At 45.3% G+C, this 26518-nt stretch carries 26 protein-coding genes and 2 tRNA genes; 24 read left to right on the plus strand and 4 right to left on the minus strand.

The features are described from left to right. Positions 1-429 precede the first annotated feature (429 nt). Positions 430-1137 carry a tRNA (guanosine(46)-N7)-methyltransferase TrmB gene (gene trmB, locus ACRRNK_RS05540; protein WP_433945798.1) on the plus strand — a complete coding sequence of 236 codons (708 nt, stop codon included), beginning with the start codon at positions 430-432 and terminating at the stop codon, positions 1135-1137. 48 nt (positions 1138-1185) lie between these two features. On the opposite strand, the gene ACRRNK_RS05545 is transcribed toward trmB, so the two are convergent. Together ACRRNK_RS05545 and ACRRNK_RS05550 are read right to left on the minus strand one after the other, a co-directional pair. After that, positions 1186-2325 carry an MGDG synthase family glycosyltransferase gene (locus tag ACRRNK_RS05545; protein ID WP_433945799.1) on the minus strand — a complete coding sequence of 380 codons (1140 nt, stop codon included), beginning with the start codon at positions 2323-2325 and terminating at the stop codon, positions 1186-1188. 52 nt (positions 2326-2377) lie between these two features. Further along, positions 2378-2905, minus strand: a complete 528-nt coding sequence (locus ACRRNK_RS05550) for a phosphatase PAP2 family protein (protein ID WP_433945800.1) — start codon at positions 2903-2905, stop codon at positions 2378-2380. 694 nt (positions 2906-3599) lie between these two features. Here ACRRNK_RS05550 and ACRRNK_RS05555 point away from each other — a divergent pair. From ACRRNK_RS05555 to ACRRNK_RS05580, 6 genes are all read left to right on the plus strand, one after another. After that, positions 3600-4838, plus strand: coding sequence for a glycosyltransferase family 2 protein (locus ACRRNK_RS05555; protein ID WP_433945801.1), 1239 nt, complete (start codon positions 3600-3602; stop codon positions 4836-4838). Between the two features lie 162 nt (positions 4839-5000). After that, positions 5001-5135 carry a hypothetical protein gene (locus ACRRNK_RS05560; protein ID WP_433945802.1) on the plus strand — a complete coding sequence of 45 codons (135 nt, stop codon included), beginning with the start codon at positions 5001-5003 and terminating at the stop codon, positions 5133-5135. A gap of 7 nt (positions 5136-5142) precedes the next feature. Then, on the plus strand, positions 5143-5637 hold the full coding sequence (infC, locus tag ACRRNK_RS05565; RefSeq protein WP_127200582.1) for a translation initiation factor IF-3: 495 nt from the start codon (positions 5143-5145) through the stop codon (positions 5635-5637). A 34-nt stretch (positions 5638-5671) separates the two neighbouring features. After that, positions 5672-5872 (plus strand): 50S ribosomal protein L35, encoded by a 201-nt coding sequence (rpmI, locus tag ACRRNK_RS05570; RefSeq protein WP_433945803.1) that lies wholly within the window; start codon positions 5672-5674, stop codon positions 5870-5872. A 30-nt stretch (positions 5873-5902) separates the two neighbouring features. After that, positions 5903-6262, plus strand: coding sequence for a 50S ribosomal protein L20 (rplT, locus tag ACRRNK_RS05575; RefSeq protein WP_127200584.1), 360 nt, complete (start codon positions 5903-5905; stop codon positions 6260-6262). 129 nt (positions 6263-6391) lie between these two features. Beyond that, the gene (locus ACRRNK_RS05580) at positions 6392-6718 is read left to right on the plus strand and encodes a hypothetical protein (protein ID WP_433945804.1); all 327 of its coding nucleotides are present in this window, start codon (positions 6392-6394) and stop codon (positions 6716-6718) included. Here the strand turns inward: ACRRNK_RS05580 and ACRRNK_RS05585 are convergent. Next, positions 6715-7185, minus strand: coding sequence for a GNAT family N-acetyltransferase (locus ACRRNK_RS05585; protein ID WP_433945805.1), 471 nt, complete (start codon positions 7183-7185; stop codon positions 6715-6717). The genes ACRRNK_RS05580 and ACRRNK_RS05585 overlap by 4 nt on opposite strands. A gap of 560 nt (positions 7186-7745) precedes the next feature. Here ACRRNK_RS05585 and ilvB point away from each other — a divergent pair. The 16 genes from ilvB to ACRRNK_RS05665 all read left to right on the plus strand — a co-directional run bounded on the left by ilvB (position 7746) and on the right by ACRRNK_RS05665 (position 24637). Further along, positions 7746-9491 carry a biosynthetic-type acetolactate synthase large subunit gene (ilvB, locus tag ACRRNK_RS05590; protein WP_433945806.1) on the plus strand — a complete coding sequence of 582 codons (1746 nt, stop codon included), beginning with the start codon at positions 7746-7748 and terminating at the stop codon, positions 9489-9491. Further along, a complete protein-coding gene (gene ilvN, locus ACRRNK_RS05595; RefSeq protein WP_433946812.1) occupies positions 9491-9976 on the plus strand; it encodes an acetolactate synthase small subunit in 486 nt (161 codons plus the stop codon). Before ilvB ends, ilvN begins: the two co-directional genes overlap by 1 nt. 189 nt (positions 9977-10165) lie before the next feature. Beyond that, the gene (gene ilvC, locus ACRRNK_RS05600) at positions 10166-11158 is read left to right on the plus strand and encodes a ketol-acid reductoisomerase (protein WP_433945807.1); all 993 of its coding nucleotides are present in this window, start codon (positions 10166-10168) and stop codon (positions 11156-11158) included. 211 nt (positions 11159-11369) lie between these two features. After that, positions 11370-12449, plus strand: a complete 1080-nt coding sequence (gene leuB, locus ACRRNK_RS05605) for a 3-isopropylmalate dehydrogenase (RefSeq protein ID WP_433945808.1) — start codon at positions 11370-11372, stop codon at positions 12447-12449. 188 nt (positions 12450-12637) lie between these two features. Continuing rightward, positions 12638-13183, plus strand: a complete 546-nt coding sequence (locus tag ACRRNK_RS05610) for a peroxiredoxin (protein WP_433945809.1) — start codon at positions 12638-12640, stop codon at positions 13181-13183. A 211-nt stretch (positions 13184-13394) separates the two neighbouring features. Next, complete coding sequence (locus ACRRNK_RS05615; RefSeq protein ID WP_433945810.1) at positions 13395-13820, plus strand: hypothetical protein; 426 nt, start codon at positions 13395-13397, stop codon at positions 13818-13820. 273 nt (positions 13821-14093) lie between these two features. Next, complete coding sequence (locus ACRRNK_RS05620) at positions 14094-15206, plus strand: ATP-binding protein (protein ID WP_433945811.1); 1113 nt, start codon at positions 14094-14096, stop codon at positions 15204-15206. A 198-nt stretch (positions 15207-15404) separates the two neighbouring features. After that, on the plus strand, positions 15405-16367 hold the full coding sequence (locus ACRRNK_RS05625) for an aldolase catalytic domain-containing protein (protein WP_433945812.1): 963 nt from the start codon (positions 15405-15407) through the stop codon (positions 16365-16367). A 123-nt stretch (positions 16368-16490) separates the two neighbouring features. Then, positions 16491-18611 carry a putative bifunctional diguanylate cyclase/phosphodiesterase gene (locus tag ACRRNK_RS05630; RefSeq protein WP_433945813.1) on the plus strand — a complete coding sequence of 707 codons (2121 nt, stop codon included), beginning with the start codon at positions 16491-16493 and terminating at the stop codon, positions 18609-18611. Positions 18612-18688: 77 nt separating this feature from the next. Then, positions 18689-18765, plus strand: a tRNA-Pro gene (locus ACRRNK_RS05635). 10 nt (positions 18766-18775) lie between these two features. Beyond that, a tRNA-Gly gene (locus ACRRNK_RS05640) sits at positions 18776-18849 on the plus strand. A gap of 182 nt (positions 18850-19031) precedes the next feature. Beyond that, complete coding sequence (gene tnpA, locus ACRRNK_RS05645) at positions 19032-19505, plus strand: IS200/IS605 family transposase (protein ID WP_433942914.1); 474 nt, start codon at positions 19032-19034, stop codon at positions 19503-19505. Between the two features lie 384 nt (positions 19506-19889). Further along, the gene (locus ACRRNK_RS05650) at positions 19890-20918 is read left to right on the plus strand and encodes a BMP family ABC transporter substrate-binding protein (RefSeq protein WP_433945814.1); all 1029 of its coding nucleotides are present in this window, start codon (positions 19890-19892) and stop codon (positions 20916-20918) included. 154 nt (positions 20919-21072) lie between these two features. After that, positions 21073-22608: an ABC transporter ATP-binding protein gene (locus tag ACRRNK_RS05655; protein ID WP_433945815.1), complete on the plus strand. Its 1536-nt coding sequence runs from the start codon at positions 21073-21075 to the stop codon at positions 22606-22608. After that, positions 22601-23677: an ABC transporter permease gene (locus tag ACRRNK_RS05660; protein WP_433945816.1), complete on the plus strand. Its 1077-nt coding sequence runs from the start codon at positions 22601-22603 to the stop codon at positions 23675-23677. Before ACRRNK_RS05655 ends, ACRRNK_RS05660 begins: the two co-directional genes overlap by 8 nt. Continuing rightward, positions 23678-24637 carry an ABC transporter permease gene (locus ACRRNK_RS05665; protein WP_433945817.1) on the plus strand — a complete coding sequence of 320 codons (960 nt, stop codon included), beginning with the start codon at positions 23678-23680 and terminating at the stop codon, positions 24635-24637. Between the two features lie 125 nt (positions 24638-24762). Here the strand turns inward: ACRRNK_RS05665 and ACRRNK_RS05670 are convergent, their stop codons facing one another. Beyond that, a complete protein-coding gene (locus ACRRNK_RS05670) occupies positions 24763-24957 on the minus strand; it encodes a YwbE family protein (protein WP_433945818.1) in 195 nt (64 codons plus the stop codon). Between the two features lie 522 nt (positions 24958-25479). Here ACRRNK_RS05670 and pheS point away from each other — a divergent pair. Next, entirely contained in the window at positions 25480-26514 is a 1035-nt protein-coding gene (gene pheS / locus ACRRNK_RS05675; protein ID WP_433945819.1) for a phenylalanine--tRNA ligase subunit alpha, read from the plus strand. The last annotated feature ends 4 nt before the right edge of the window (positions 26515-26518 follow it).

Below are 26518 nucleotides of genomic sequence, written 5' to 3' on the forward strand. Positions count from 1 at the left end.
ACTCCTTTGTATTTGGAATGAGCAAAATAGATTTATGATAGTTCTTGCGCTTTTTTCTTATGTTACATTGTATCAAAAAACACAAAAAAAGGGGAACCGGAGGGCGGTTTGTTGAATTCATCGGCCTATTGTGATATTTTAATATCAGTCAGTAACTGAGATAGCATGTCAGTTTCTGAATGCACTGAACCTAATGAACGTCCTATATGAAGCGGATCCGGCTGTAATGCGGATCTTAAGAATCGTTGGACCCCAATTCCAAATATAGTGAAAGAGGAATCCTTGATCGTTTCCAGCGGTCGTTCGGATTCCTTTTTCCATTTTGTACACCCCTTTGGTCTTTACTTTTGGGGCAATCTTAGGCACAATAATGCAGAAGTATCAAATGTTCAATGTGCACTTTGCACATGATAAAGGCGGAGGAATGAGATGCGTTTACGCGGTAGAAAAGGGATACGGGAGAATTTGGAGTCGCAGCAGGATATCGTTACACTGGATCCCCGGGAGCATAAAGGACGCTGGGCGGAATGGTTCGGCAATGATAATCCGATTTATATTGAGCTTGGAATGGGTAAAGGGCAGTTCATCAGTGGGATGAGCGTGAAATATCCGGATTGCAATTTCATCGGAATGGACATGTATGATGAATTAATCCGCAGGGCAAGCGAGAAAGCGCGTGGAATCTGGAGAGAGCAGGGCGTGGACTTGCCAGTCAATGTTAAGCTCGCTTTGGGAAATATTGAGTCATTGGAGGAGTTCTTTGCTCCGGGTGAGGTTGAGCGGATCTATCTGAATTTCAGTGATCCTTGGCCAAAATCCAGACATGGCCGGCGCCGGTTGACTCATCCGCGGTTCCTGGACAAATATCGCACGGTTCTGAACGAGAAGGGTGAAATCCATTTCAAGACGGACTCCCTAACTTTGTTTGAATTTTCACTCAATTCCTTTGCGGCTACCGGACTGCAAATGAATAATATTTCGCTAAGCTTGCACCGGGAAGGGATTAATGAGGAGCATGTCATGACCGAGTATGAGACGAAATTTGTCGGACAAGGCATGAATATTTACCGCTGTGAAGTTATGGTAGGGACCGAAGCTCTGCGTAAGTATCATGAGCATAAGATGGATCAATTCTAATCACCGGATTTTGAATAGAAGAAGGGGCTGTTCTTTAGTCGGAAATGACTAATGAACAGCCCCTTCTTTTTGTTCCAGCAGATCAATGATAGCTTGAGCGCTTTGCATTGGATGATAACGCTTGATTTGTTCAATCACGCGCTGCCGGTTGCTTTTCACTTCTTCATAATGATCTGTCAGCTGACTGATCCATTCTGTAATCACATGAAGACCGGTAATCGGCGTTCCCCATCCCTGTGAAGCGAAATACTGGGAATTCTCTTCCTCTTGCCCAGGCAGCGGCTTGTGGAATAGCATAGGAATTCCTTTGGCCAGACCTTCCGAGCAGGTCATTCCGCCAGGCTTGGTAATCAGCAGATCGGAGACCTCCATCAGCTTGTCGATTTCTTTCGTGAAGCCCATAAGATGGATATTCGGATGTTTGAACCGAGGGTCATCCTTCATTTTTTGAAGTGACTTAGCATTGCTTCCAAAGCAGAAGATAAGCTGAATCTGTTCGCGGTAGCGGGCAAGAAGCGTATTGACGGCTTCATCTTTCATAAAGCCCCAGCCGCCGCCCATTACCAGCACCGTTGGCATATCAGCCAGACCAAATTTGTTCCTGATGTCTTCTTTGCTGTGGTGCCGTTCCCAGAAGCTTGGATGAACAGGAATACCGGTGACCCGGATTCTTGCTTCCTCTACTCCACGCTCAAGCAGTCTGTCTTTGACCTGATTGGTCGAGACCAGATAGCAGTCCACTTCCCGGCTAACCCAGGTCCCGTGAGCGTCATAATCCGTAATGACCGTACATAATGGAACATCAAGCCCCAGTCGTTTCATACGCGAAATTACCGCACTGGGAATCGGGTGAGTACACACAATTACATTCGGACGAATCTGCTTGACCAGCTGCGTGGTATGAGTATAAAAAATTCGATGCAGCGCCAGCGTCGTCAATCGGTTTAATGATTTTTTATAATTGCTGCGGTACATCATTCGTACCAGCCGGGGTTGGGAACTGAGCGTTTTCTTATACGCCGTAATGATTAGTGGAGCCATTCTTGGATTCAAGAAGCTTCCAAGCTCAAGGACCTTGGTCTGCACATTCGGCGATACTTTGCGCAGACTGCTCGAAAGCGCATAAGCCGCTTGGGTGTGCCCCGCACCAAACCCTTCGGATAAAAGCAGTACTCTTTGTTTTTGCACGTTAGTTTCACCTTTTCCTGCAAGGTTTTACCATAACCTAACAATATCCCCTTTAGGGCCATAATGCAACCGTACCTAGTGCGACTCCGGTCCCGATAACAGCTCCAGCCAGTACATCAGAAGGGTAGTGGAGTCCCAGATAAATCCGGGATAAGCCTACCAGCATTGCAATGGGAGCGAGTATAAAGGAAGTCATAGGCTCCATAACCATAAATGGCATCGTAACTGAGAAAATGGCTGTAGTATGTCCTGATGGGAACGAATGATCTGTTAAAGGATCACGGAATGTATTTGTTCCCGGAAGTGTTAGATAAGGCCTCACCCGAGGGTAAGTCTTTTTGGCTACTGCAACTGGAATATGACTGATAGCCAAAGAGGCGGCTGCTATAAGAGCAGTGTGTCTCCAAGGATCAGGGGTGAAAATCCATAGCAGTATCGTTGCTGCAATTGTAAAGGTTGCTCCTCCCATATGGGTCAGGTAAAAAAGCCAAAAGTTGAGGAAGCTTCCGTGAAGACCGGTATTTATTGCGACAAACAATCGTTGGTCCAGGTGTGTTAGTTTCACAAATAATCGCTGCATTCTATCCCTCCGCTTTGGATAGGCCAAACTGATTTAGCCGGAATTATCCCTTAATTATGGAGTGTGGTGTGTAATCCATATAACCAGCGGAAGCTGGCCTGAACAACCCTTAGCAGCAGATTGCCGTTATTTTCAGGATAGAATAATCATATTTTTATTCTACGGCCATTTCAAGGTCAGTTTGTTTTATTTTCTATTTTAAGCGTTGCCCTTTTTTGACTTATGAAGGGTACACCTACTACAATGATTCAAATGATATCAAAAAAGTTTAAAAAAATATCAGGTTTTCCGTAAACTTTTCCTGATAATTCTCGTTTGATTTAATATAACCTTTACTTTTATCGATTATTTTAGGCAAGGGGGCGAATCGGGAAATAAAAAACGGCAAAATGGATGAAAATAAGACCTAACCGCTATGAATGCAAGGACGAGGTACTACAGTACCCTGATATAGACATTCTTTGGGCGTAATTTACACGTAGAAGAGAAATTAGCCTTTTGACAAATCGGACGAATTCGTAGAGAATCTTTATGTCTGACTATTTGTACCCAAATAAAGATAAGGGGCAAATGGAGTTACCATGCTTCACTAAACTAAAAATGGATCAAGGGTCATTAGAAACTGCGATTACAAATTTTAGAGAGAAAACGTAGTTTAATTTCATGAGGGTTAAAAGGGGGGTACCAGGGAATCATGTTGGATGCCATTCTAGTTGGACTGCAGATTATCCTTGCAGTCATCGGTGTGTATCAATTCGTGTTCTCTTTGTTTGGCATGTACAAGAAAAAGAAAAAGCAGCATTTTCCTCCAACCAAATCCTTTGCTGTCTTAGTAGCAGCACATAATGAGGAGCAGGTCGTTGGAGCCTTGATGGAGAACTTAAAGCTGCTCAACTATCCACAAGAACTTTACGATGTATTTGTGATTTGTGATAACTGTACGGACGGTACTGTCGATATCGTACGCAGTCATGGTATGAATGCGTGTGTGCGTACCAATCCGAACCTTCGGGGTAAAGGTTATGCCATCGAATGGATGCTGAAAGAACTTTGGAAGATGCCGCGCCAGTACGATGCGGTAGTTATGTTTGATGCCGATAACCTGGCTCATCCGGAATTCCTGAACGAGATGAATAATGATCTCTGCGGCGGTGCTCGCGTAATTCAAGGTTATATCGATACCAAGAATCCTGAAGATTCCTGGGTCACTGCGGCTTATGGAGTGTCATACTGGTATGTGAACCGCCTTTGGCAGCTGCCTCGTCATAACCTGAAGATGGCTAACTTTCTGGGCGGTACGGGTATGTGCTTTGAGACCGAGCTTCTGAAAGAAATTGGCTGGGGCGCAACCAGCCTTGTAGAAGACTTGGAGTTCACTATGCGTTGTGCGAGCAAAGGGATTTATCCTGTGTTCAACTACGACGCCAAATTGTTCGATGAGAAGCCGTTGTCCTTCAAGGCTTCCGCACGCCAGCGTCTTCGCTGGATGCAGGGGCACTTTACCGTAGCACGCCGGTACTTCTTCCCAATGCTCTGGAAGAGTATCAAAGAGAGAAGCATGATCAAGTTTGACCTGGCTCTGTACGCAGTAAATGTCTACATCGTACTTCTGACATTTTTGCTTACGGCGTTCATCTGGGCGGATCAATCTTTGTTTAATGGACCGCATATCTCAACCATGTACAGTTATCTTCCGTTCTGGGTATCACTTCTGGCTATTGCCGGTAATGTGTTTATCTTTTTGGCGGCGATGATCCTGGAGAAGGTTACGTATAAGAAAGTTTACTTGTATCTGATTCTATTCCCGGTTTATCTGTTCTCGTGGTGGCCGATTACGTTCTATGCATTCTTTACACAGAACAACAAGCAGTGGAGTCACACCGAGCATACTCGGGTTGTTCGTTTGGAAGAAGTTCAAAGCAAGCAGGGATAATATCCCTGCTTTTTTTTATTTTTTTAATACCGCTTGACTGGAATAGGGTTGCTGTGATATATTAATCAAGTATTTGCTGTTAGCAAGCTTTTTGGATTGCAAGCAGAGGCCCTGGCTTCTCACCTGTCTGACTTCGGTTGGCTGGTTTTGATCCGATGATTTATGAATGTGAATGTTCATGATGAATTGATGATCAATTATGGGATGCGGGTGGTAACCTGTATCCCTTTTTATTTTGCTTATTTTGGTCAGAACAGTATGGCAACAGACCATTTGGAGGTGGAGAATTATCAGTAAGGAACATTTGATCAATGATGAAATACGGGCGAAGGAAGTTCGTTTGGTTGGTGCAGAAGGTGAACAGATCGGGATTAAGCCGATTCGTGAAGCACTGCAGATGGCCATCGATCTGAATCTGGATTTGGTGAATGTAGCGCCGACGGCTAAACCGCCGGTATGCCGGATTATGGACTACGGCAAGTTCCGTTACGAGACACAGAAGAAAGAAAAAGAAGCCCGTAAGAATCAGAAAATCGTCGATATCAAGGAAGTTTGGTTCCGCGCTAATATCGAGGAACATGACTACCAGACGAAACTGCGTAATGTGATCAAATTCTTGAAAGACGGCGACAAAGTGAAATGCTCTGTGCGTTTCCGTGGCCGTGAAATCACTCATGCCGATATCGGTAAGAAGATTTTGGATCGCGTCAAGGAAGAAGTTACTGAAATTTCTACCATTGAGCGTCTGCCAAAATTGGAAGGCCGCAGCATGATTATGATTTTGGCACCGAAAAACTAAGCGATAAGCTTACAACCTATAAGGGGGAAGTACCATGCCTAAAATGAAAACTCACAGCAGCCTTAAAGGCCGCTTCAAAATTACTGGAACTGGTAAAGTGAAACGCTACAAAGCAGGCCGTAACCACTTGCTCTCCGGTAAATCCAAAAGCACAAAACGTGTTTTGGCCGGCAATCCGGTTATGTACGCAGGTGACGTTAAACGTTTGAAACAAGGTCTGTCTAATCTTAAGTAGTAGAACACACTTTCTGGGAGGTTTTTTGATATGGCAAGAGTAAAAGGCGGATTCGTCGTTCGTCGTCGTCATAAAAAAGTATTGAAGCTTGCTAAAGGTTATTTCGGTTCCAAACACCGTATTTTTAAAACTGCTAATGAGCAAGTAATGAAATCATTCCTGTATGCATACCGTGACCGTCGTCAAAAGAAACGCGATTTCCGCAGACTGTGGATCGTGCGTATTAACGCGGCAGCTCGTTTGAACGGCTTGTCTTACAGCAAATTGATGCACGGCCTTAAACTGGCTGAAGTGAACATCAACCGCAAGATCCTTGCTGATCTGGCTGTTAATGATCTTACAGCATTCAATTCTTTGGCTGCTGTTGCAAAAGAAAAAATCAACGCGTAAATTGCGTTGTATGCAAGTAACAGGCGTCCCGAGCGGGACGCCTGTTTTTCTTTTTTCAAGGCGAGGGTACAGGCGTACTTCACATCCAGGGAATATGTTAGGAGGAAGACACTTGGAGGAGGGGAATGCATGAATTCAACCGCAATGAAAAAGGAAGCACAAAAGCTGATAGGTAAAAATATCGTGGCTTATAAAAAAGATGGTGGTATGGTTACGGGGAAGCTTGTAAAGATTAGCGGGGATCGTCTTATCCTTGCACCGAAAAAGGGAAAAAAGGTACACACCAAAGCGATATTGCCGCTTGCCTTGTTTGATCTGCTTGCGATAGGAACTCTGCCATACTCTTATGGCTATGGTCCAGGCCCTTATGGTGGTGGCGGATACGGCTATGGCGGCGGGTATGGATATAATAATTATGGCTATGGCGGGGGCTATGGCAGCCCATTCATATTTTAGATCAGCCGAGAGGGCGGATTTAACCGCAGTGGCTTAATCATTTCGTAACATAGTGATAGTGGGATGAACCTCGCTGTGTCATATCCAAGATTACGGTAGAACAGCTGGGCGCGATCATTTCCCGCGTCGACCATTACCTTGGCCTTGCTGCACCCACGAGAGGCGGCGAAACTTTCTGCTTGCGTAAGCAGGGTCTTCCCATGACGCTTGCGCTGCTGCGCGGGTGCAACGGCCATCATGTCAATGTATAATAAGTCCCCGTGAATCATAAAATGGATAAAGGCACACGGATCATCTTCATAGTCTGGAGAAGCAACTAAGGTTACTCCGCGGCTTAGTCTCATCGGAAGGTCTCTCCTCACGGCGTCCACATCTCCCTTTGACAGGTGCGAATAGGGGACAAGCTCTGTTTCGATCAGCCGGTAAATAACAGGATCATCCTGTTTGGGTCTCCGATAACGGATCATGGCTAATTCTCCTCCTCACCATACATATTCCTGGGCGGCGTACTCTATCGTATGGTGAGGAAGAAAAAGGGTTCCCGAAAGTTTTGGATGAATCGATTTGCAAAAAGTGTTGACTATGGCATCTAGGAATCATATAATGTTTCTAAACATTTTAACGCGATAACGCGATACGAAATCGGCAATGATGAGGACGAAGTGTTAGGGGCTCTTTTGATCAGAGAGTGGATGGATTTGCTGAAACCACCACCATTATCCCTTAATGACGAGCTCACCTCTGAGCTGTTCTCCTGAAAAGTTCTTCTTACCGGTAATAACCACGCGCGTGGAGAAGAAGAAGCTATTAGGGAGAATCGTAAGGTCTACGTTACGGACCATGAGTAAGGAGAGATCCTTTACTTGCCAAGGCTCGGTTCTGCGAAGATCCGGGTGAACATGGGTGGTACCACGGAAGCGATAACCTTTCGTCCCTCGAAGCAGATATCTGTTTTGAGTGGCGAAAGGTTTTTTGACGTTTATAGACCAAGGCTAGATGGATGGTAATATTGAGAGGAGGATGACTGATGAACGCTCGAATTCCAGAGATGCGCTCTACAGAAGAATTACGTGAAAAATGGATGAAGCCGGAAGTGATTACAGGTTCAGATATTTTGCTCAGAAGCCTGGTGCTTGAGGGTGTCGATTGCGTCTTCGGCTATCCGGGTGGAGCCGTATTATATATTTATGATGCACTGTATGGTTTTAATGATTTCCATCACTTGTTGACTAGACATGAGCAAGGCGCTATTCATGCAGCAGATGGATATGCTCGTGCCAGCGGCAAAGTTGGAGTCTGTATCGCTACATCGGGTCCCGGGGCAACGAACCTGGTAACCGGAATCGCGACCGCATATATGGACTCGGTGCCATTGGTAGTTATTACCGGGAATGTAGCGACAACTTTGATCGGTACAGATGCTTTCCAGGAAGCGGACATCACCGGGATTACGATGCCAATTACGAAGCATAGCTACCTGGTACGTGATGTAAATGATCTTCCGCGCGTGATTCATGAAGCGTTCCATATTGCAAATACAGGACGCAAAGGTCCGGTATTGATTGATATTCCGAAGGACGTTTCGGCGGCGAAGACGCTGTTTAATCCGGCCAACACCTTGAATCTTCGTGGATACAATCCAACGGTTCAGCCGAATCGTCTGCAGCTTGATAAGCTCCAAGCGGCGATTCGCGAAGCTGAGCGTCCAGTGATACTTGCGGGAGGCGGCGTAATTTACTCCGGCGGTCATGAAGCATTGTTCGAATTCGTGAACAATACCGGAATTCCGATTACAACCACCTTGTTGGGACTTGGCGCATTCCCAAGCGGCCACGAACTGTGGATGGGCATGCCGGGTATGCACGGAACGTTCACTGCGAACCATGGTATTCAGGAAGCGGATCTGCTTATCAATATCGGCGCCCGCTTCGATGATCGGGTAACAGGAGCTCTTGGAGGCTTTGCTCCACTGGCCAAGATTGTTCATATCGATATCGATCCGGCTGAGATCGGTAAAAATGTACCTGCTGATATTCCAATTGTCGGCGATGCCAAGACGGTACTCGAACTATTGAATCAAACTCCAGTCTATGCTGAGAAGGCTGACGCATGGAGACAGACCATCCAGACACGCAAGCAGGAGAAACCGCTGAAGTACATTGATTCAGATACCGAGCTGAAACCGCAATGGGTCATTGAACATTTGAATGAAACTACGCACGGCCAAGCGATTGTAACTACGGATGTAGGTCAGCATCAAATGTGGGCAGCTCAGTACTACAAGTTCAATCAACCTCGTTCATGGATTACATCAGGAGGACTTGGTACGATGGGATTCGGTTTCCCTTCGGCGATTGGTGCCCAAATGGCTCATCCTGAACGCCTGGTCATCTCAATCAACGGGGATGGCGGAATGCAAATGTGCTCGCAAGAGCTTGCGATCTGTGCGATTAACAAAATTCCGGTCAAAATCGTTGTTATCAACAATCAGGTGCTTGGTATGGTACGCCAATGGCAGGAACTGATCTATGAGAACCGCTACAGCCACATTGACTTGGCTGGAAGCCCGGATTTCGTGAAGCTTGCTGAAGCTTATGGAGTTAAAGGGCTGCGGGCAACGAACAAGGATGAAGCCAAGAAGATATGGCAGGAAGCTCTGGAGACTCCTGGACCGGTACTGGTTGAGTTCGTAGTACACAAAGGGGAAAATGTATATCCGATGGTTACGCAGGGCTCCACCATTGATCAAATGTTAATGGGGGATAGCGAATGATGACTAAAAGCCATGCAATTGCCGTACTAGTAAATGACCAGCCGGGTGTTCTGCAGCGTGTGTCCGGATTGTTCGGACGCAGAGGCTTCAATATCGAGAGTATTACAGTGGGTCAATCCGAGGAACAAGGCTTATCACGTATGGTTATTGTCACTCACGGAGACGACAAGACGCTGGAGCAGATTGAGAAGCAGCTGTACAAACTGATCGATGTTATTAAAGTTATCAACCTCAGCTCCAAGCCAATGGTTGCAAGAGAGCTCGCGCTGATTAAAGTCAAGTCGGAGCCTTCCGAACGCCCTGAAATCATGGGACTGGTTGAAACCTTCCGCGCTGCTGTTGTTGACATTGGAACACATAGTCTGATGGTTCAAGTTGTTGGTGACACAGAGAAAATTGATGCTATGATTGAACTGCTGACTCCATACGGAATTCGGGAATTGTCCCGGACCGGAGTAACGGCAATGACCCGCGGTAATGCCTAATTATAAAGAAGGCCGCGAATATTAAGTGCCCGCGCATAATGAGCGGGGGCTTGAAGGGATCAAGGAGGTCCTTTGAAGCACCCGTTCATTATGTGGAGGGTTTTTACAATCGGCGATAGCTGAAAGGAACCGAAAGCCAAGAGGAACCGGTAGGCATCGACCAATACTATTCTAGGAGGACGAACGAAAATGGCAGTAACATTGTACTATGAACAAGATGCAGAGCTTAACGTATTGAAAGGAAAAACGATTGCAATTATCGGATACGGAAGCCAAGGACATGCTCATGCACAAAACTTGCGTGAAAGCGGCCTTAACGTAGTAGTGGGTCTTCGTGAAGGTAAGTCTTTTGACAAAGCCAAAGAAGACGGCTTTGAAGTATTGTCTGTTGCTGAAGCAACTCGCCGTGCGGATGTAGTTCAAATTCTTATGCCGGACGAAACACAGGCTTCTGTGTATAATAGTGAAATTGCTCCTAACCTCAAAAAAGGTGCAGCTCTCCTGTTCGCGCACGGATTTAACGTTCATTTCGGTCAAATCGTTCCTTCTAAAGATAACGACGTACTGCTTGTGGCACCTAAATCCCCAGGTCACATGGTTCGCCGTACTTATGTTGATGGATTTGGTGTTCCAGGACTTATCGCTGTACATCAAGACGCAACTGGACAAGCTAAAGCAATCGGACTTGCTTATGCAAAAGGTATTGGCTGTACACGTGCGGGAGTTATCGAAACTTCCTTCCGTGAAGAAACAGAAACCGATCTGTTCGGTGAGCAAGCCGTTCTTTGCGGTGGTGTGAGTGCCCTGATCAAAGCAGGTTTTGAAACTTTGACTGAAGCTGGCTATGCTCCAGAAATGGCATATTTCGAGTGTCTCCACGAATTGAAGCTGATCGTAGACCTGATCTATGAAGGTGGTCTGGCTACTATGCGTGATTCCATCTCCAACACAGCTGAATACGGTGACTATGTAACAGGTCCTCGTGTTGTGACTGAAGAGACGAAGAAAGCTATGAAAGCTGTTCTTTCCGATATCCAACAAGGTAAATTTGCACGTGACTTCATTCTTGAGAATCAGTCAAACCGTGCATTCTTGACAGCTACCCGTCGTAATGAAGCTAGCCACCCAATCGAGGTTGTTGGTGCAGAGCTTCGCGGATTGATGCACTGGATCAAGAAGTAATAATAATTTTATAATCTCTATCTTTCAATGCGGCCATGCGTAAGCGTGAGCCGCATTGAATACTTTTCTAGGGATTTATTCAGTTATGTATTCCTCTTATAGCCATAACCTATTAACGTGATAGATTCTATATCTTTGTCTAACCTAACCAGATATGTTACAACAGAATGAGTATGAATTGGACTGAAACCTAACAAGGGAGTGTATGAATATGTCAGAAGTGAAGAAAATTGCGGTCATCGATGGAGATGGTATTGGACCGGAAGTAGTAGCAGAAGCAAAGAAAGTATTGAAACGCACGGAGGAGCTTTTTGGCTACCGTTTTGAAACAGAGCATGCCTTGTTCGGAGGTATTGCTATTGATGAGAAAGGAACCCCGCTTCCACAAGAAACATTGGACATTTGTAAATCAGCCGACGCTGTATTGCTCGGTGCGGTAGGGGGACCGAAATGGGATTCGAATCCGAAGGAGCTGCGTCCTGAGACAGGACTTCTTGGCATTCGTAAAGCGCTGGGTCTGTTCTCCAATCTGCGCCCTGCGGTTGTGTTCGATTGCTTGAAGGATGCTTCCACATTGAAGCCTGAAGTGTTGGAAGGTACAGATCTGATGGTCGTTCGTGAATTAACAGGAGGTATCTATTTCGGGGAGAAATTCCGCCGCGAGACTGAAAATGGTCAAGAAGCTGTAGATACTTGTGCTTACAATGTAGTTGAAGTAGAGCGTATTGTTCGTCAAGCTTTTGAAATTGCACAAAAACGCCGTAAGAAACTGGCTTCCGTTGACAAGGCTAATGTGCTTGAAACCTCCCGCTTATGGCGCGAAGTTGTTATCCGCATTGCACCTGAGTACCCGGACGTGGAACTCGAGCATGTGCTTGTAGATAACTGCGCTATGCAGCTTCTGAGACGCCCATCAAGCTTTGACGTTATCGTGACCGAGAATATGTTCGGTGATATTCTGAGTGACGAAGCAGCGATGCTTACCGGATCCATCGGAATGCTCTCCTCTGCATCCATGGGTGAAGGAAGCTTTGGTCTATACGAGCCGGTGCATGGCTCCGCTCCGGATATCGCTGGGCAGAATATCGCTAACCCAATTGCTACGATCTTGTCGTTAGCGCTTATGTTCCGCTTGACCTTCGGTTATGCAGATGCTGCAGATGCGATTGAAGCGGCTGTTGCTGAGGTGTTGGATGCAGGACATCGCACAGGTGATATTGCGGTAGACAAGAGCAAGGCGATCAGCACAACTGCGATGGGCGATCTCATTGTAGCAGCTATGAAGAAATAGGTAACAAGCTTTAATAATATGTAACTGAATCTCCTTATTTATAATAATTACAAAAAAGAAATCCTTCTAATCTTGACTTTGCATTTTAGCGATGATACCATTTGTTATGTAATCAGAAATTGCATAAGTTGATAAAGGGAACGGCCATTGGCTAGTTTTCTTACATATTTTCAAAGGAGGATTTTGAAATGGCAGAACGTTTGGTTGGTAGACCCGCTCCGGATTTCGATCTTGAAATTGTAACAGGAGACGGAAAAGAATTTGGACGTGCGAAGTTAACAGATTACCGCGGTAAATGGTTGGTATTCTTCTTCTATCCACTTGATTTTACATTTGTATGCCCTACAGAAATTACAGCACTGAGTGATGCTTATGAGCAATTCAAGGCTTTGGATACTGAAGTTCTGGGCGCAAGCACAGACTCTGTACACAGCCATAAAGCTTGGATCAATACGCCTAAAGACAGCAACGGTCTTGGACAATTGAACTTCCCGCTTGCTGCTGACATTACTAAGAGCGTAGCTCGTGAATACGGCATTCTGATTGAAGAAGAAGGCGTGGCACTTCGCGGTTTGTTCATTATCGATCCAGAAGGAGAGCTTAAATACCAAGTGGTCAACCACAATGATGTTGGACGCAGTGTGGAAGAGACTCTTCGTGTACTTCAAGCTTTGCAATCCGGCGGATTGTGTGCAATGAACTGGAAGCCAGGCGACAAAAACCTGAACGTTTAATTTACAGCTGTACAGGCTATAACAAAGCCCCCTCTCGGTGTATGACACCTAGCGAGGGGGCTTTTTATCCCATAGATTAAGGACTATTTCCTTAATTATTCAAATATGTGGTAACCTGAGAGGAATTTACATTTCACTTAGCGAATACGTTATAGGAAATCAGGAATAAAGCGCTTCATATTTTGAACCTAACTAAGGAAGGTGAAGGGGAATGAGTTTTTGCTGTGGAGCGAGTATGGTTGGCACGAAAGGAACATTGAAGCATTATCGTACGCAAGTCCATAATGTTCCCCTACTTTTCTGTCCGGTCTGTCATCGGGTAGAGGTTCATTATAAGGTTGAGAATGAGTATGAGATATTGGCTGAATACGCTCATGATGATGGAGCCGCAGAGGTGGACTTTCAGGATTTTGTAATGGAAGATGAGGAATCGATCTTCGGTAATTGTGTCAATTATGAGAGCGAGGACCCTTTGGATATTGTTCAGAATCAGATCGACATGTCGCTGGATCTACTTACTGTAGCGAAGCAGATTCAGGATGAGAAGTGGGAAAGAGAATTGAAGAAACGGCTTGCGGTTATGAGTCAAAGACGTACCAAGCTGATACACAATAAGAGTAAGGGTACCACAAGATAGCCTCCTGCCAAGGGGGCTATTTTTTCGTTAGAAAAAGATGAAGGTGGAGAAATCCTACTTTTTTCGACAGTATCTCTGATTGACGGTTCTCGGCATACTTAATATGATGTATACAGTGGTTTTCTAGGTTTTTCCAGTGTTGGACTAGCCCCAATAGTGTGAGGGAAAGAGAGAAGCTGTCGCAGCAAGAATAGGTTTAAACTTCTTTCATTAGATGATGGAAATATTGTCAGATAGGCAGGTACATCATTAATCAGAAAAGGGGGGGTCAACTTGTTGAGTGAATTTCAAGAAACATTGCTTCAGTCAGTTCAAGCATTTCAATCGACCCAGCTTGTCAAAAATAAATATGAGAATGTCCTGCAGCACCTCGATAGCGGAATTCTTTTGTTTGATAGTGACGGTGTCCTAACTTTTATTAATGTTCAGATGGCCAAGCTTCTTGAACTTCCTCGTCAGTCCCTGATTGGCTGTAATCTCCTTCAGCTTCTCCGTCATCCCTATTTAAGCCGTTTCAAACAGAAGAAAATTGCCAGGATCTACAGGGAGACCATCTTTCACCGCCGTAAATATCATGAGTTAATTGATGAGTATGGAAGACACTGGCTTATTACCGTTACTTATGGGGATCAGATGGATGGAGATTTCCTGCTGAGTGTAAAGGATGTATCTGATTACAAGCAAATTGAACAGACTGCTTACCAGAATGATAAGCTTGCGATGCTGGGCAAGATTTCGGCGGCGATCGCTCATGAGATACGTAATCCTCTTACTGCAATTCGGGGCTTTATACAACTTCTGCGTCCACACCTTCTTCAGCTTGGGAAAGATGAGTATGCTCGAATAATATTGATGGAGATTGACCGTGCGAATGATATTATTCATGAATTTCTAAATTCCTCAAAGCCCTCGGCCCCACAAAAGACTGTTGTAAGTGTACCTTCCTTGCTAAAGGATGCTCTTCTGCTAAGCGAGAGTGAGGCTCTTATGAAGGGGTGCGAAATGAGGCTTCATCAGATTAATGAATCCTTTCTTGTATCCATAGATGTCAAACAAATCAAACAAGTAATTTTAAATATTATCAAGAATGCGATGGAGGCTATTGAGGAAGTACAAGGCGACCACGCAGGAATGATTGAGATAAGCGCTAAGCAGGAAGGCAATTATGTGAATATTTCTATTAAGGATAATGGGAATGGAATGGACAAGACCCTGCTTACACGGTTGTTCGACCCATTCTTTACCACGAAAGAGAAGGGAACAGGACTTGGATTGTCTGTCAGCTATAAGATCATAAAAAATCACGGAGGAACGATTTTGGTAGACAGCATGAAGGGAGAAGGCACTGTATTTATGATATCGCTTCCATTAACACACCAGGTGTAAGCTGCGGTTGTGATCTAAGTGAATATAGTTCAAATACAGGCGAAGTGCACGATTGCACGGCGCCTTTTTTGACTGAATATGTCGGGTAATAAGGAATTGTGCTTATTCGGTCAAATAACTTTAGATATTACCTTTACTTTTGCTTTTAGCTTCAAGTAAGATGAATAGTAAAACAGATGAGAGAAGGTACCTTTGCGGATGAAGACGAATAATAGTAAAATTGTCGATTGCACAATACGGGACGGCGGTCTCGTGAATAACTGGGATTTCAGTGTGGAATTCGTTCAACAACTCTATGCAGGCTTAAATGAAGCTGGCGTTGACTATATGGAAATTGGATACAAGAACTCTCCAAAACTGTTGTCTGGAGCTGATTCGGCAGGTCCTTGGCGTTTTTTGAACGATGAATTTCTTCGTAAAGTAATTCCTCAGAAAGGCACAACCAAGCTGTCAGCACTCGTTGACATTGGCCGTGTTGATGAGAATGATATCCTGCCCCGCTCAGAAAGCATGCTCGATTTGATTCGCGTGGCTTGCTACATTAAGGATGTGGACAAGGCGCTTCAGCTTGTTCAAACATTCCATGATAGAGGATACGAAACGACACTGAATATTATGGCACTCTCCAACGTTATGGAGAACGAATTAATTGAAGCCTTTGAAATGATTAATGAGAGTGTTGTGGACGTTGTTTATATTGTGGATTCCTACGGAAGCCTTGACTATAAGGATATGGAGTACCTCGTACAGAAGTTCAAGACACATCTCCCTAACAAACGTCTGGGTGTTCATACCCACAACAACATGCAGCTGGCATTCTCCAATACACTAGTGGCTGCCCAAAACGGAGTAGAGTTCCTGGATGCTTCGGTATATGGTATGGGTCGTGCGGCTGGGAACTGCCCAACAGAGCTTCTTGTCACACATTTGAAGAATACCCATTACAAGCTGCGTCCAGTGCTTGAGGTGCTTGAGAATCTGTTGATTCCACTTCGGGAGAAGGAAGAATGGGGATATCTGGTTCCTTATATGATTACTGGTACATTGGATGAGCATCCTCGTTCAGCTATGGCACTTCGTGCATCAGCAGATAAAGATAAGGTTGTAGGCTTTTATGATAAATTAACGACTCCAGAAGTGAGCTTTGAGAAGAAACAATAGATTGTTCTAAGGTCCGGCAGAATTCTGCCGGATTTTTTTGCCAAAAAAGAAGGATAAAACACGAAAGATGTGGAATTGTTATTCTCAGGTACGTTGATTTTACATCTGGGGGTCAGAAGGCAAATGCAGATCAGAACAGCAGAGAAGATGACATTAATTAAAGGATTGTGCGGACTTGTCGTCATGATCTGGGTGAGCATGATTTCAACTACATCCACTAGTGGAGGTCAGTTAAAGGAAGTGCTGCAAGGTCTGCTCTTGTCAGTGGGATTTATAGCTGGAGCGATTTGTTTCGCTATATTTGCACAGGGCTGGATGCTGTTTACAAACAAGCTTTCCAGACACCGATTATACAGTGCTGTTCTTTTTGCGGTCATCGGTATAGTTGATGTCTTGTATATGACGTCCCTCAGTGGTGTTGAACTGTTCGGATTGGATTTGCAATCAAATACGCTCTTATGGCTGGTCATGATATCCCATGGAATTGGCGCTGCAGGAGTGCTGTTGATATTTAGCAGTAATGATAAAGAAGTTGGACGGACTCAGAAGCTTACTGTACTTGCCGCTACTTTGTTCTCGGTCGTCATTGGCCTGTATTTGATTGGACAATTTCAAGCCAGCCTTCCACTGCTGTTTGGCCGTATCGGGATGAATTCATGGCAGCTGCTTGGGAGTGCAGGGATTCTGCTCCTTTACGTGGCAGGATTGGCTGCTATTTTGTATAAAAATCGTGCTCAGCGCTCTACAGCCGTTTTGTCGGTTATTAGTGCTCTGATCTTTATGATGATGGGGCACTATTTAACTTTTATTTCTGAGCCCCAGCAATTGGGGATTACACACCTGACAGGTGAGATATTTATGATGCTATCTTATTATTTTATCCTGGAAGGTGTATATAAGCTTACTATTGAGGAACCCATTCGGTATCAACAGCTGGCTGAAGAGAAGATTACCTATTTAGCCTACCATGATGATTTAACCGGGCTGCCCAATCGGAGGAAATTAAAGGAGACCCTACAGGAGCAAATTGAAATTTCGCGCATATCAAGGGTTTCAACAGCTGTAATTATCGTTAATATTAATCGTTTTAAGGCGATTAATGACTCTCTTGGATATAGTGCCGGCGACCGTCTTCTCTGCGTTATGGGAGAAAGATTAATCCGCAGCTGTACTCCAGCTGAGGAAGTATTCCGGATGGGTGAAGATGAGTTTGCCGTAATTGTACCTGGTGTTTCTAATGTCAGTGGTATTCATGACAGAATGGAGCAGCTTCTTACCGCACTGGAATCAACCATGGTGATTGACAATTCTGAATACCATCTCTCTGTTAGTCTAGGTCTTGCTTTATTTCCTGAGGATGGACAAACAGCAGACCAGCTTCTCCAGAATGCGGATATGGCGGTCCATAATGCGAAAGAGCAAGGAATTGAATCCAGCCGATATCGGCCTTCCATGCAGGTACAGGTTCAATCCCGTCTTAAGCTGGAGAACGATCTACGCAAAGGAATTGAGCGGGAGGAGTTCTTTCTTGAATTTCAGCCGCAGATCCATCTGGATACGGGAAAAATTGTTGGTATGGAGGCGCTTGTACGTTGGAATCATCCGCATAGAGGTCTCATTTCCCCTGCGGAATTTATCCCTTTAGCTGAAGAGAGCGGACTCATTGTCCCACTTGGAGACTGGGTGCTGCGCACAGCATGTATACAGAATAAAAATTGGCAGATGCAGGGCTACGAGCCCATTTGTATTTCCGTCAACTTGTCGATGCGGCAATTTAGGCAATCCCATCTATCAGAACATATCAGGGACCTTCTCGCAGAGATCGGCCTTGATCCCAAATATCTGGAGCTTGAGATTACGGAAAGTATGACATTTGATAAGGAGACGGCATTTGACCAGCTGCGACGTTTGAAGGAGCTAGGGGTTCATATCAGTATTGATGACTTTGGTACGGGATACAGCTCATTACATTATTTGAAGAGCCTGCCGATTGATCGCTTGAAGATTGACCGTTCCTTTGTAAAAGAAGTGATGGAGGACAATAACGATGCCGCCATTGTCTCCACCATTACGTCCATGGCTCATCATCTGAAGCTGAAGGTTACAGCAGAGGGAGTAGAGAGTCAGGAGCAGCTTGAATTTCTGAAGCTTCAGCGGTGCCATGAAGGCCAAGGTTATTTATTTAGTAAGCCTGTGGGCGCCCAAGATATTGAAGACCGCTTTTTGTGCCGGGAAGCCGTATAATTGAAAAAAACACTTGCAAAGTGTAATGATAAATGATATATTTATTTTTGTCTTTACGAAACATAAAGGCGAGATAACGGGACGTAGCTCAGCTTGGTAGAGCACCTGGTTTGGGACCAGGGGGTCGCATGTTCAAATCGTGTCGTCCCGACCATTATCATTTTGCGGGTGTAGTTCAATGGTAGAACTTTAGCCTTCCAAGCTAATAGCGTGGGTTCGATTCCCATCACCCGCTCCATACAAATATTCAAGCCCTTCATTTATGAAGGGCTTTTTTATTATGGCTTTAGCCGGTTGAGTGCGTGAAACGCGCGAAACAAAAAACCACCCGCTATGCGGGTGGAGGGATCAGCGGTTTGACCACTAAGACCATTCCGATAAAATTGAGATGTTCAGGCTCAAAGAAAGGAATGGTCTTAAATGGCAAACAAGAGCTATAGTCTAGCTCACACAAAGTGGATGTGCAAATACCACATTGTCTTCACCCCGAAGTATAGACGGAAAGAGATCTATAATCAAGTAAGAAGAGATTTAATAGAAATTTTCAAACGCTTATGTAAGTACAAGGGAGTAGAAATTATAGAAGGTCACATGATGCCTGATCATGTCCATATGTTGGTCGCTATCCCACCGAAAATTTCAGTCTCATCATTCATGGGATATCTAAAGGGAAAAAGTTCGTTAATGATCTTCGAGAAGCACGCACAACTAAAGTATAAATACGGGAATCGAAAATTCTGGGCAGAAGGATATTATGTGAGTACGGTAGGTTTGAATGAAGCAACCGTAGCGAAGTACATTCGTGAACAAGAGGCACATGACCAAGCTGTAGATAAGCTGAGCGTAAAAGAGTACGAAGATCCATTCAGCAGCAACAGGGGCAAAAAGAAATAAACCAGTTTAACTGGTAAGTGAAAGTGACAATTAACACTGAGCCTGAACAGATTTGTGGTCAGGCTAGCGTCTTTAGGCGCAGTTTGGCAACAGGGGGTTATACCCCAAGAGCAAACCACCCGTTGGACGGGTGGTCATGATTGTCAAAAAATGATGAATTCTATATCTTTGGGGAATGCTAAAATATAGGATAACCTTAGTTAGTAAAGGGGAATAAACGCTTTAAACGAACATAGCAAGTAAGCATTCCAGCTTGAAGCGCTTGCATTGTTTCAATTCCGTAAATTTATTGACCTTTGTTCATTAATGTGTGGATTTTACTCTTGTGAAATTGTATAATTTGGTCGACAGACACGCTTCAATTATCGAAGGGGGATTATAACAATGAAAAAGACTTTTAAATTGTCGATCGTCATGCTGCTAGCACTTACTGTTGTACTTGCAGGATGCGGCAACAAAAAAAGCGAAACAAACGGCAGTACAGGCACTTCCCAAGGTTCATCCAAATCCGGGATCAAGATCGGTATGGTTACTGACGTCGGTGGGGTCAACGATAAATCGTTCAACCAGTCTGCATGGGAAGGTCTGCAGCAATTACAGAAAGATACAGGCGTTACAGCTGAGTATTTGCAAAGTACAAAATCAGATGAGTACAATACAAATTTGAATAAATTTGTTAAAGGCAAATACGCCTTGACTTGGGGTATTGGGATGAGCCTTGGCGATGCAGTCGGTAAGGTTGCAAAACAGAATCCCGATGCCAAGCTTGCGATTATCGATGCAGAGGTGAATGCTCCCAATGTTAAATCGGTAACTTTCGCAGAAAATGAAGGCAGCTTCCTGGTAGGGGTCGTTGCTGGTAAAATGACAAAAACTAATAAAATTGGCTTTGTTGGCGGAATTAAGCTTCCGGTTATCGAGCGTTTCGCAGCTGGATTTAAAGCAGGTGTACTTGCGGTTAATCCAAATGCTGAAGTGAACATCAACTACACAGGCGCGTTTGACAAGCCTGACCTGGGTAAAACAGCTGCTGCTACCCAATACAACAATGGAGCAGATATTATCTTCCAAGCTGCCGGCGGAACAGGTACAGGCGTATTTAACGAAGCTCTTGGCCGTGTGAAGAGTGGTCAAAAGGTGTGGGTTATCGGTGTAGATAAGGACCAATCCCTTGAATTCCCTGACGTAACTCTGACATCTATGGTTAAACGAGTGGATGAAGCTGTTAAGCGTGTCAGCAAGGAAGTTATCGACGGTACTTTCAAAGGTGGTCATGAGACTTTGACCTTGAAGGATAATGGTGTGGGTATTCCTGACACTTCCAGTAAATACGTTCCAGCTGACGTGCTTAAGCTTGTAGATGATTACAAAGCAAAAATTGTTAGCGGCGAAATCAAGGTTCCAGAAAAATAAGATATCTGATTTAGCTGTGATTTTTTAGTTTAACATGAACATTATATAGGCTATATTTATAGGGCAAGGCTGGTTATTTAACTAGCCTTGTTCCCTTGTTAACAAGGTTATTTTCAAGTCCTGTCCAGACTATCTTTATGAGAAGGGTGATCTCATGTCAGCAGCGCCTCCGGTTCTGGAGCTAAAGGGAATTACCAAGCGGTTTCCTGGTATTGTAGCTAATGACTCCATCAGCTTGAAGCTTAAAAAGGGCGAAATTCATGCGCTTCTCGGCGAGAATGGTGCCGGTAAGTCTACACTGATGAACATTGTGTTCGGGCTCTATCAGCCTGATGAGGGAAGTATTGAAATTAACGGTCAATCTGTACTTATTGATAATCCAAATAAGGCGATTGATCTGGGGATCGGAATGGTCCACCAGCATTTCAAGCTAGTGGAACCGTTCACCGTAACCGAGAATATTATTTTGGGCATGGAGCCGCGTAAGGGAATTAAACTTGATTATAAGACGGCTTCGGCTAAGATCAAGGCGTTGTCCGAGCAGTATGGACTCAAGGTGAATCCAAATGCCAAAATTCACGATATTTCCGTAGGTATGCAGCAGCGTGTAGAGATCCTCAAGACACTTTACCGCGGAGCGGACATCCTTATTTTCGATGAACCGACAGCGGTTCTGACTCCACAGGAGATCTCGGAATTAATGGAGATTATGCGCAGACTCGTAGCAGAGGGCAAATCTATTATTTTGATTACACATAAGCTGAAAGAAATTATGCAGATTTCGGATATCGTTACGATCATCCGCCGAGGTAAGGTAATTGACACGGTCAAGACCTCGGAATCCAGTCCGCATGAGCTGGCAGAGAAGATGGTGGGAAGAAGCGTATCCTTTAAAGTGGACAAGAAGCCGGCTGAGCCGAAGGAAGCTGTGCTTCAAGTAGACAATATTTCCGCTAAGAACAAGGATGGAGTAGCTGTTCTGGACGGACTTAGCCTGACTCTGAGAGCCGGTGAAATTCTTGGTGTCGCAGGAGTAGATGGCAACGGACAAAGTGAATTGATCGAAGCTTTAACTGGACTTCGCAAGATTGACAGCGGATCCATTAAGGTTCTGAATCAGGAAATCTCCAATATACCACCGAGAAAAGTAATCGAGAGCGGCGTGTCCCATATTCCAGAAGACCGTCATAAGCATGGACTTGTTCTAGACTTCTCGATGAAAGAGAACATGGTGCTAGAGACGTATTACAAAGAACCTTATAACCGTAAAGGCTTCTTGAATTATGATGCCATCGGCAAGCAGGCTAAGCGTCTGATTGAACATTTTGACGTGCGTACTCCGAGCATGGATACCTTGGCAAGATCCTTATCGGGTGGTAATCAGCAGAAAGCAATTATAGCCCGGGAAATAGATAAGGACCCCAATCTCCTGATTGCTGCGCAGCCAACTCGGGGCCTGGATGTAGGGGCGATTGAGTTCGTGCAGCGGCAGCTGATCGCACAGCGGGATCAAGGGAAGGCCGTGCTGCTGATTTCGTTTGAGTTGGATGAAATTATGAATGTATCTGACCGGATAGTGGTTATCTATGAAGGCCGAATCGTAGGCGAAGTGTATCCTGAATCAACCAATGACCAGGAACTCGGCCTGATGATGGCTGGCAGCACGGCGGGAGGTAAGACGCATGAGTAAAGTGTACAAAATATTTACCGGAAGTATAGTTATCCCTATGGTTGCCATTATATTCGGCTTGATCGTCGGAGCGATTATTATGCTTGTGGGCGGATATGATCCGCTGCTTGCCTATCAATCCCTTTTTGAGCAGGTATTTGGGGACCTATATGATTTCGGGGAGACACTGCGTGAGATTACGCCGCTGATCTTGACGGGTCTTGCAGTTGCATTTGCCTTTAGAGCGGGCCTCTTTAACATCGGTGGTGAAGGCCAATTTATTATTGGGATGACGGCTGCCACCTTTGTCGGAATCAAAGTGACCGGACTTCCATCCATCATCCATGCTCCTCTCGCGCTTATTGCGGGCGCGCTTTGCGGAGGCCTTTGGGCTGCCATTGCTGGTTACCTGAAAGCTAAGAGAGGCGTGAATGAAGTTATTACAACGATTATGCTGAACTGGACAGCTCTATATCTGGGGAACTATATCGTTAATGCCTTCCTGCTGCCGGAAGGAATGGATCATTCGGAAGAAATTCAACCCACAGCTTCGATTTCAATTCAAAGTCTGGTTAGTTTCTTTAATGATGCCCGCATGCACTGGGGTATGCTCCTGGCTGTGCTTGCATCCGTGTTCTTCTATTACTTCTTGTGGAAGAGCAAACAGGGTTATGAGCTTCGCGCCGTAGGCTTCAATCCTAACGCTGCTGAGTATGCCGGAATGAATGTGGGACGTAACGTAGTAAAAGCTATGTTTATCAGCGGCGTGTTTGCGGGGCTGGCAGGAGCGGTTCAAGTGCTTGGGGTATTTCATTACCAATCGATCATGTCAGGATCGCCGGGAATAGGCTTTGATGGCATCGCTGTGGCCTTGATCGGGATGAACCATCCATTTGGGATTTTGCTTGGGGGATCCCTGTTCGGTATTCTGACTTACGGATCTGCGGGTATGAGCTTTGGTGCAGGTGTTCCGCCTGAATTGATTCGTATTGTCATCGGCTCCATCATCTTCTTCATTGCCGCACAGGGCATCGTACGCTGGGTACTTAAACCTTTTTACTCCAAACGCAAGAAAGAGAAGGTGTTGTAAATGGATTGGGTAACTACTTTAGGCCAGTTGATCAATACGACGCTTGTATTCTCGACAGCGCTTATCTTTGCGGCCTTGGGCGGCATCTTCTCAGAGCGTTCAGGGGTAACCAACATTGGGATTGAAGGACTGATGACCTTCGGAGCCTTCTCTGCCGCGGTAGCTACTTACTATGCTGAACAAGCTGGAATGGGCGGAGGAGCTCCATGGGTTGGCCTCATTGCCGCAGTAATTACGGGGATACTTGCTTCATTGATTCATGCTTTGGCCTCGATTACGTTCAAGGCGGACCAGATTATAAGCGGGATCGTGATTAACTTCCTGGCCGCGGGCAGTACATTGTATTTGGTTAAGCTGATCTTTAGTGGCAATGGTGAGACTCCGCTTCTGCAGGTGGTGAGTAAATACCCGATACCGGGGCTTTCCCAGATTCCGATTATTGGGGAAGGGCTGTTCAACAATTACCCTACGACCTACTTGGCCATAATTCTGGTGTTCGTGGCTTATTATGTTCTATACAAGACTCCATTTGGTCTGCGTCTGCGTTCCGTGGGTGAGCATCCAAGTGCTGCAGATACGGTCGGAATCAACGTTCGCCGTATGCGTTATATTGGGGTTATGATTAGCGGCGCTCTTGCTGCTCTTGGCGGTGCGACAGTTACATTGACCACAACAAGTACTTTTGCGCATAATACCATCTCAGGTCAGGGCTTTATCGCTATTGCGGCGATGATCTTCGGGAAATGGAATCCAATCGGTGCGTTCGGCGCAGCTGCGTTCTTCGGCTTCTCTCAAGCGATTCGCAGTTATGTGACGTTGTTCGCCTGGTCCAGCCATATTCCAATGGAGTTCATCTACATGCTTCCATATGTGCTGACGATCATCGTACTGGTAGCTGCGGTTGGACGCTCTTCTGCTCCGTCTGCTCTAGGCATACCTTACGATCCGGGTAAAAGATAAAATTTGTGTATATAAAAAACGGCCGAACTTTTAAAGAGTTCTGCCGTTTTTTTGTGTTCTCTTAACCGGTGTATTCCGCGAATAAACATTTAGTCCTGTTCTGGTGGAGCAAGTTACGGCTGATCTTAGAGGTGGACTGTTTTGACTCGTCCGACTTGTCCATCTTCCAATCGAACTTTGATCCCGTGGGGATGACTGGGGGAGTTCGTTAAAATATCTTTGACAATGCCCCGGGTTAATTGGCCGGTTCGCTGATCTTTCTTAAGAACAATATCCACCGTTCGTCCGGGGATGATGTTTTTGCGCTCTGTTCCATTCATGAGGGTTCACCAGTCTCCTTTGTGTAGATAACACAAACATATCATAATGAAAGAGGAATCCAAAGCTTAGACAGGATTCGACTTGCCAATCGGTGCATGTTTTGCATATAATATTGAACATAAGAATGCAGGATAACCATGATATGAAATGCTTAGATGGAGAAGAGTAAGCAGTGCCTCTTTACAGGGAGGAAGCGCCGTAGGATTGAGAGCGTTTCTACAGAATCAGGCTGCCGAAGTTCACTCCGGAGCAGCGCCTTGAACCGATGGTCGGAAGACTATGGCATTAGAGGCTGCCGGCAACGAACCGTTAATTCGATGAGTGAGAGATGTATTTTTCAGATATGATGCTGTTTGGGTATGGCATCCACGAGGATACGGATCTAACAAGGGTGGTACCACGGTCTTTTCGTCCCTTACGGGAGAGAAGGCTTTTTTTGTTGTTCTTGAGAATTGCGCTCGTCATGTACGAAGGATCAGGGGTTCGGTATCTTGGGTCTTTAACTTTAAGGAGGTTCATAAATGAAAGAGCGGTTGGAGTCGTTAAAAATTGAAGCGTTAGAGCAGCTAAAGGACGTTGCTGATGCTGGGCAGCTCAATGATCTGAGAGTGAAGTATTTAGGTAAGAAAGGTGCGCTTACCGAAATTTTGAGAGGGATGGGAGCACTTAGCGCGGAGGAGCGTCCGGTGATTGGACAGGTCGCTAACGAGGTGCGTTCTGCTATTGAAGAGGTGATCGAGCGTCACCAGGTGGCTTTCCAAAACAAAGAAACCGAACAGAGACTGGCAGCTGAGAAGGTGGATGTTACTCTACCGGGACGCCCGCTTCGCCAGGGCAGTGTTCATCCGCTGAATAAGGTGATCCAGGACATTGAGGATATCTTCATTGGACTTGGATACCGCATTGCGGAAGGTCCTGAAGTGGAGACCGATTATTATAACTTTGAAGCCCTTAACTTGCCGAAGAATCACCCGGCCCGCGATATGCAGGATTCCTTTTACATTACAGAAGACATCCTGATGCGGACGCAAACCTCTCCAGTACAGGTTCGCACGATGGAAGCTATGAAAGGTGAAGTGCCGGTTAAGGTCATTTGCCCAGGTAAGGTCTACCGCCGCGATGATGATGATGCAACTCACTCCTTCCAGTTCAACCAGATTGAAGGTCTGGTCATCGGCAAAGGAATCCGCATGAGTGATTTGAAGGGCACCTTGCTCCAGTTCACACGTGAAATGTTCGGGCCTAATACACAGATTCGTCTGCGTCCAAGCTTCTTCCCTTTCACTGAACCGAGTGCTGAGGTAGATGTAACCTGTGTGAAATGCGGCGGTTCAGGCTGCCGGATGTGCAAACATACGGGCTGGCTGGAAATTTTGGGCTGTGGTATGGTTCACCCGCGTGTGCTTGAAATGGGTGGTTACGATCCAGAGGAGTATACGGGCTTTGCCTTCGGAATGGGCGTAGAGCGAATTGCGATCCTCAAATACGGCATTGATGACATCCGTCATTTCTACAGCAACGACTTGCGGTTCCTGCAGCAGTTTGCTCGCAACTAATAAT

Origin of the sequence: Paenibacillus sp. SN-8-1, from assembly GCF_050995535.1 — a bacterium.
Lineage (GTDB): Bacteria > Bacillota > Bacilli > Paenibacillales > Paenibacillaceae > Fontibacillus.

What these genes read in the sequence shown, in the direction of transcription:
- trmB (WP_433945798.1), top strand. Translation starts at nt 430, where the DNA reads ATGCGTTTACGCGGTAGAAAAGGGATACGGGAGAATTTGGAGTCGCAG.
- ACRRNK_RS05550 (WP_433945800.1), bottom strand. Translation starts at nt 2,905, where the DNA reads ATGCAGCGATTATTTGTGAAACTAACACACCTGGACCAACGATTGTTT.
- ACRRNK_RS05555 (WP_433945801.1), top strand. Translation starts at nt 3,600, where the DNA reads ATGTTGGATGCCATTCTAGTTGGACTGCAGATTATCCTTGCAGTCATC.
- ACRRNK_RS05560 (WP_433945802.1), top strand. Translation starts at nt 5,001, where the DNA reads ATGAATGTGAATGTTCATGATGAATTGATGATCAATTATGGGATGCGG.
- rpmI (WP_433945803.1), top strand. Translation starts at nt 5,672, where the DNA reads ATGCCTAAAATGAAAACTCACAGCAGCCTTAAAGGCCGCTTCAAAATT.
- rplT (WP_127200584.1), top strand. Translation starts at nt 5,903, where the DNA reads ATGGCAAGAGTAAAAGGCGGATTCGTCGTTCGTCGTCGTCATAAAAAA.
- ACRRNK_RS05580 (WP_433945804.1), top strand. Translation starts at nt 6,392, where the DNA reads ATGAATTCAACCGCAATGAAAAAGGAAGCACAAAAGCTGATAGGTAAA.
- ACRRNK_RS05585 (WP_433945805.1), bottom strand. Translation starts at nt 7,185, where the DNA reads ATGATCCGTTATCGGAGACCCAAACAGGATGATCCTGTTATTTACCGG.
- ilvB (WP_433945806.1), top strand. Translation starts at nt 7,746, where the DNA reads ATGAACGCTCGAATTCCAGAGATGCGCTCTACAGAAGAATTACGTGAA.
- ilvN (WP_433946812.1), top strand. Translation starts at nt 9,491, where the DNA reads ATGACTAAAAGCCATGCAATTGCCGTACTAGTAAATGACCAGCCGGGT.
- ilvC (WP_433945807.1), top strand. Translation starts at nt 10,166, where the DNA reads ATGGCAGTAACATTGTACTATGAACAAGATGCAGAGCTTAACGTATTG.
- leuB (WP_433945808.1), top strand. Translation starts at nt 11,370, where the DNA reads ATGTCAGAAGTGAAGAAAATTGCGGTCATCGATGGAGATGGTATTGGA.
- ACRRNK_RS05610 (WP_433945809.1), top strand. Translation starts at nt 12,638, where the DNA reads ATGGCAGAACGTTTGGTTGGTAGACCCGCTCCGGATTTCGATCTTGAA.
- ACRRNK_RS05615 (WP_433945810.1), top strand. Translation starts at nt 13,395, where the DNA reads ATGAGTTTTTGCTGTGGAGCGAGTATGGTTGGCACGAAAGGAACATTG.
- ACRRNK_RS05625 (WP_433945812.1), top strand. Translation starts at nt 15,405, where the DNA reads ATGAAGACGAATAATAGTAAAATTGTCGATTGCACAATACGGGACGGC.
- ACRRNK_RS05630 (WP_433945813.1), top strand. Translation starts at nt 16,491, where the DNA reads ATGCAGATCAGAACAGCAGAGAAGATGACATTAATTAAAGGATTGTGC.
- tnpA (WP_433942914.1), top strand. Translation starts at nt 19,032, where the DNA reads ATGGCAAACAAGAGCTATAGTCTAGCTCACACAAAGTGGATGTGCAAA.
- ACRRNK_RS05650 (WP_433945814.1), top strand. Translation starts at nt 19,890, where the DNA reads ATGAAAAAGACTTTTAAATTGTCGATCGTCATGCTGCTAGCACTTACT.
- ACRRNK_RS05655 (WP_433945815.1), top strand. Translation starts at nt 21,073, where the DNA reads ATGTCAGCAGCGCCTCCGGTTCTGGAGCTAAAGGGAATTACCAAGCGG.
- ACRRNK_RS05660 (WP_433945816.1), top strand. Translation starts at nt 22,601, where the DNA reads ATGAGTAAAGTGTACAAAATATTTACCGGAAGTATAGTTATCCCTATG.
- ACRRNK_RS05665 (WP_433945817.1), top strand. Translation starts at nt 23,678, where the DNA reads ATGGATTGGGTAACTACTTTAGGCCAGTTGATCAATACGACGCTTGTA.
- ACRRNK_RS05670 (WP_433945818.1), bottom strand. Translation starts at nt 24,957, where the DNA reads ATGAATGGAACAGAGCGCAAAAACATCATCCCCGGACGAACGGTGGAT.
- pheS (WP_433945819.1), top strand. Translation starts at nt 25,480, where the DNA reads ATGAAAGAGCGGTTGGAGTCGTTAAAAATTGAAGCGTTAGAGCAGCTA.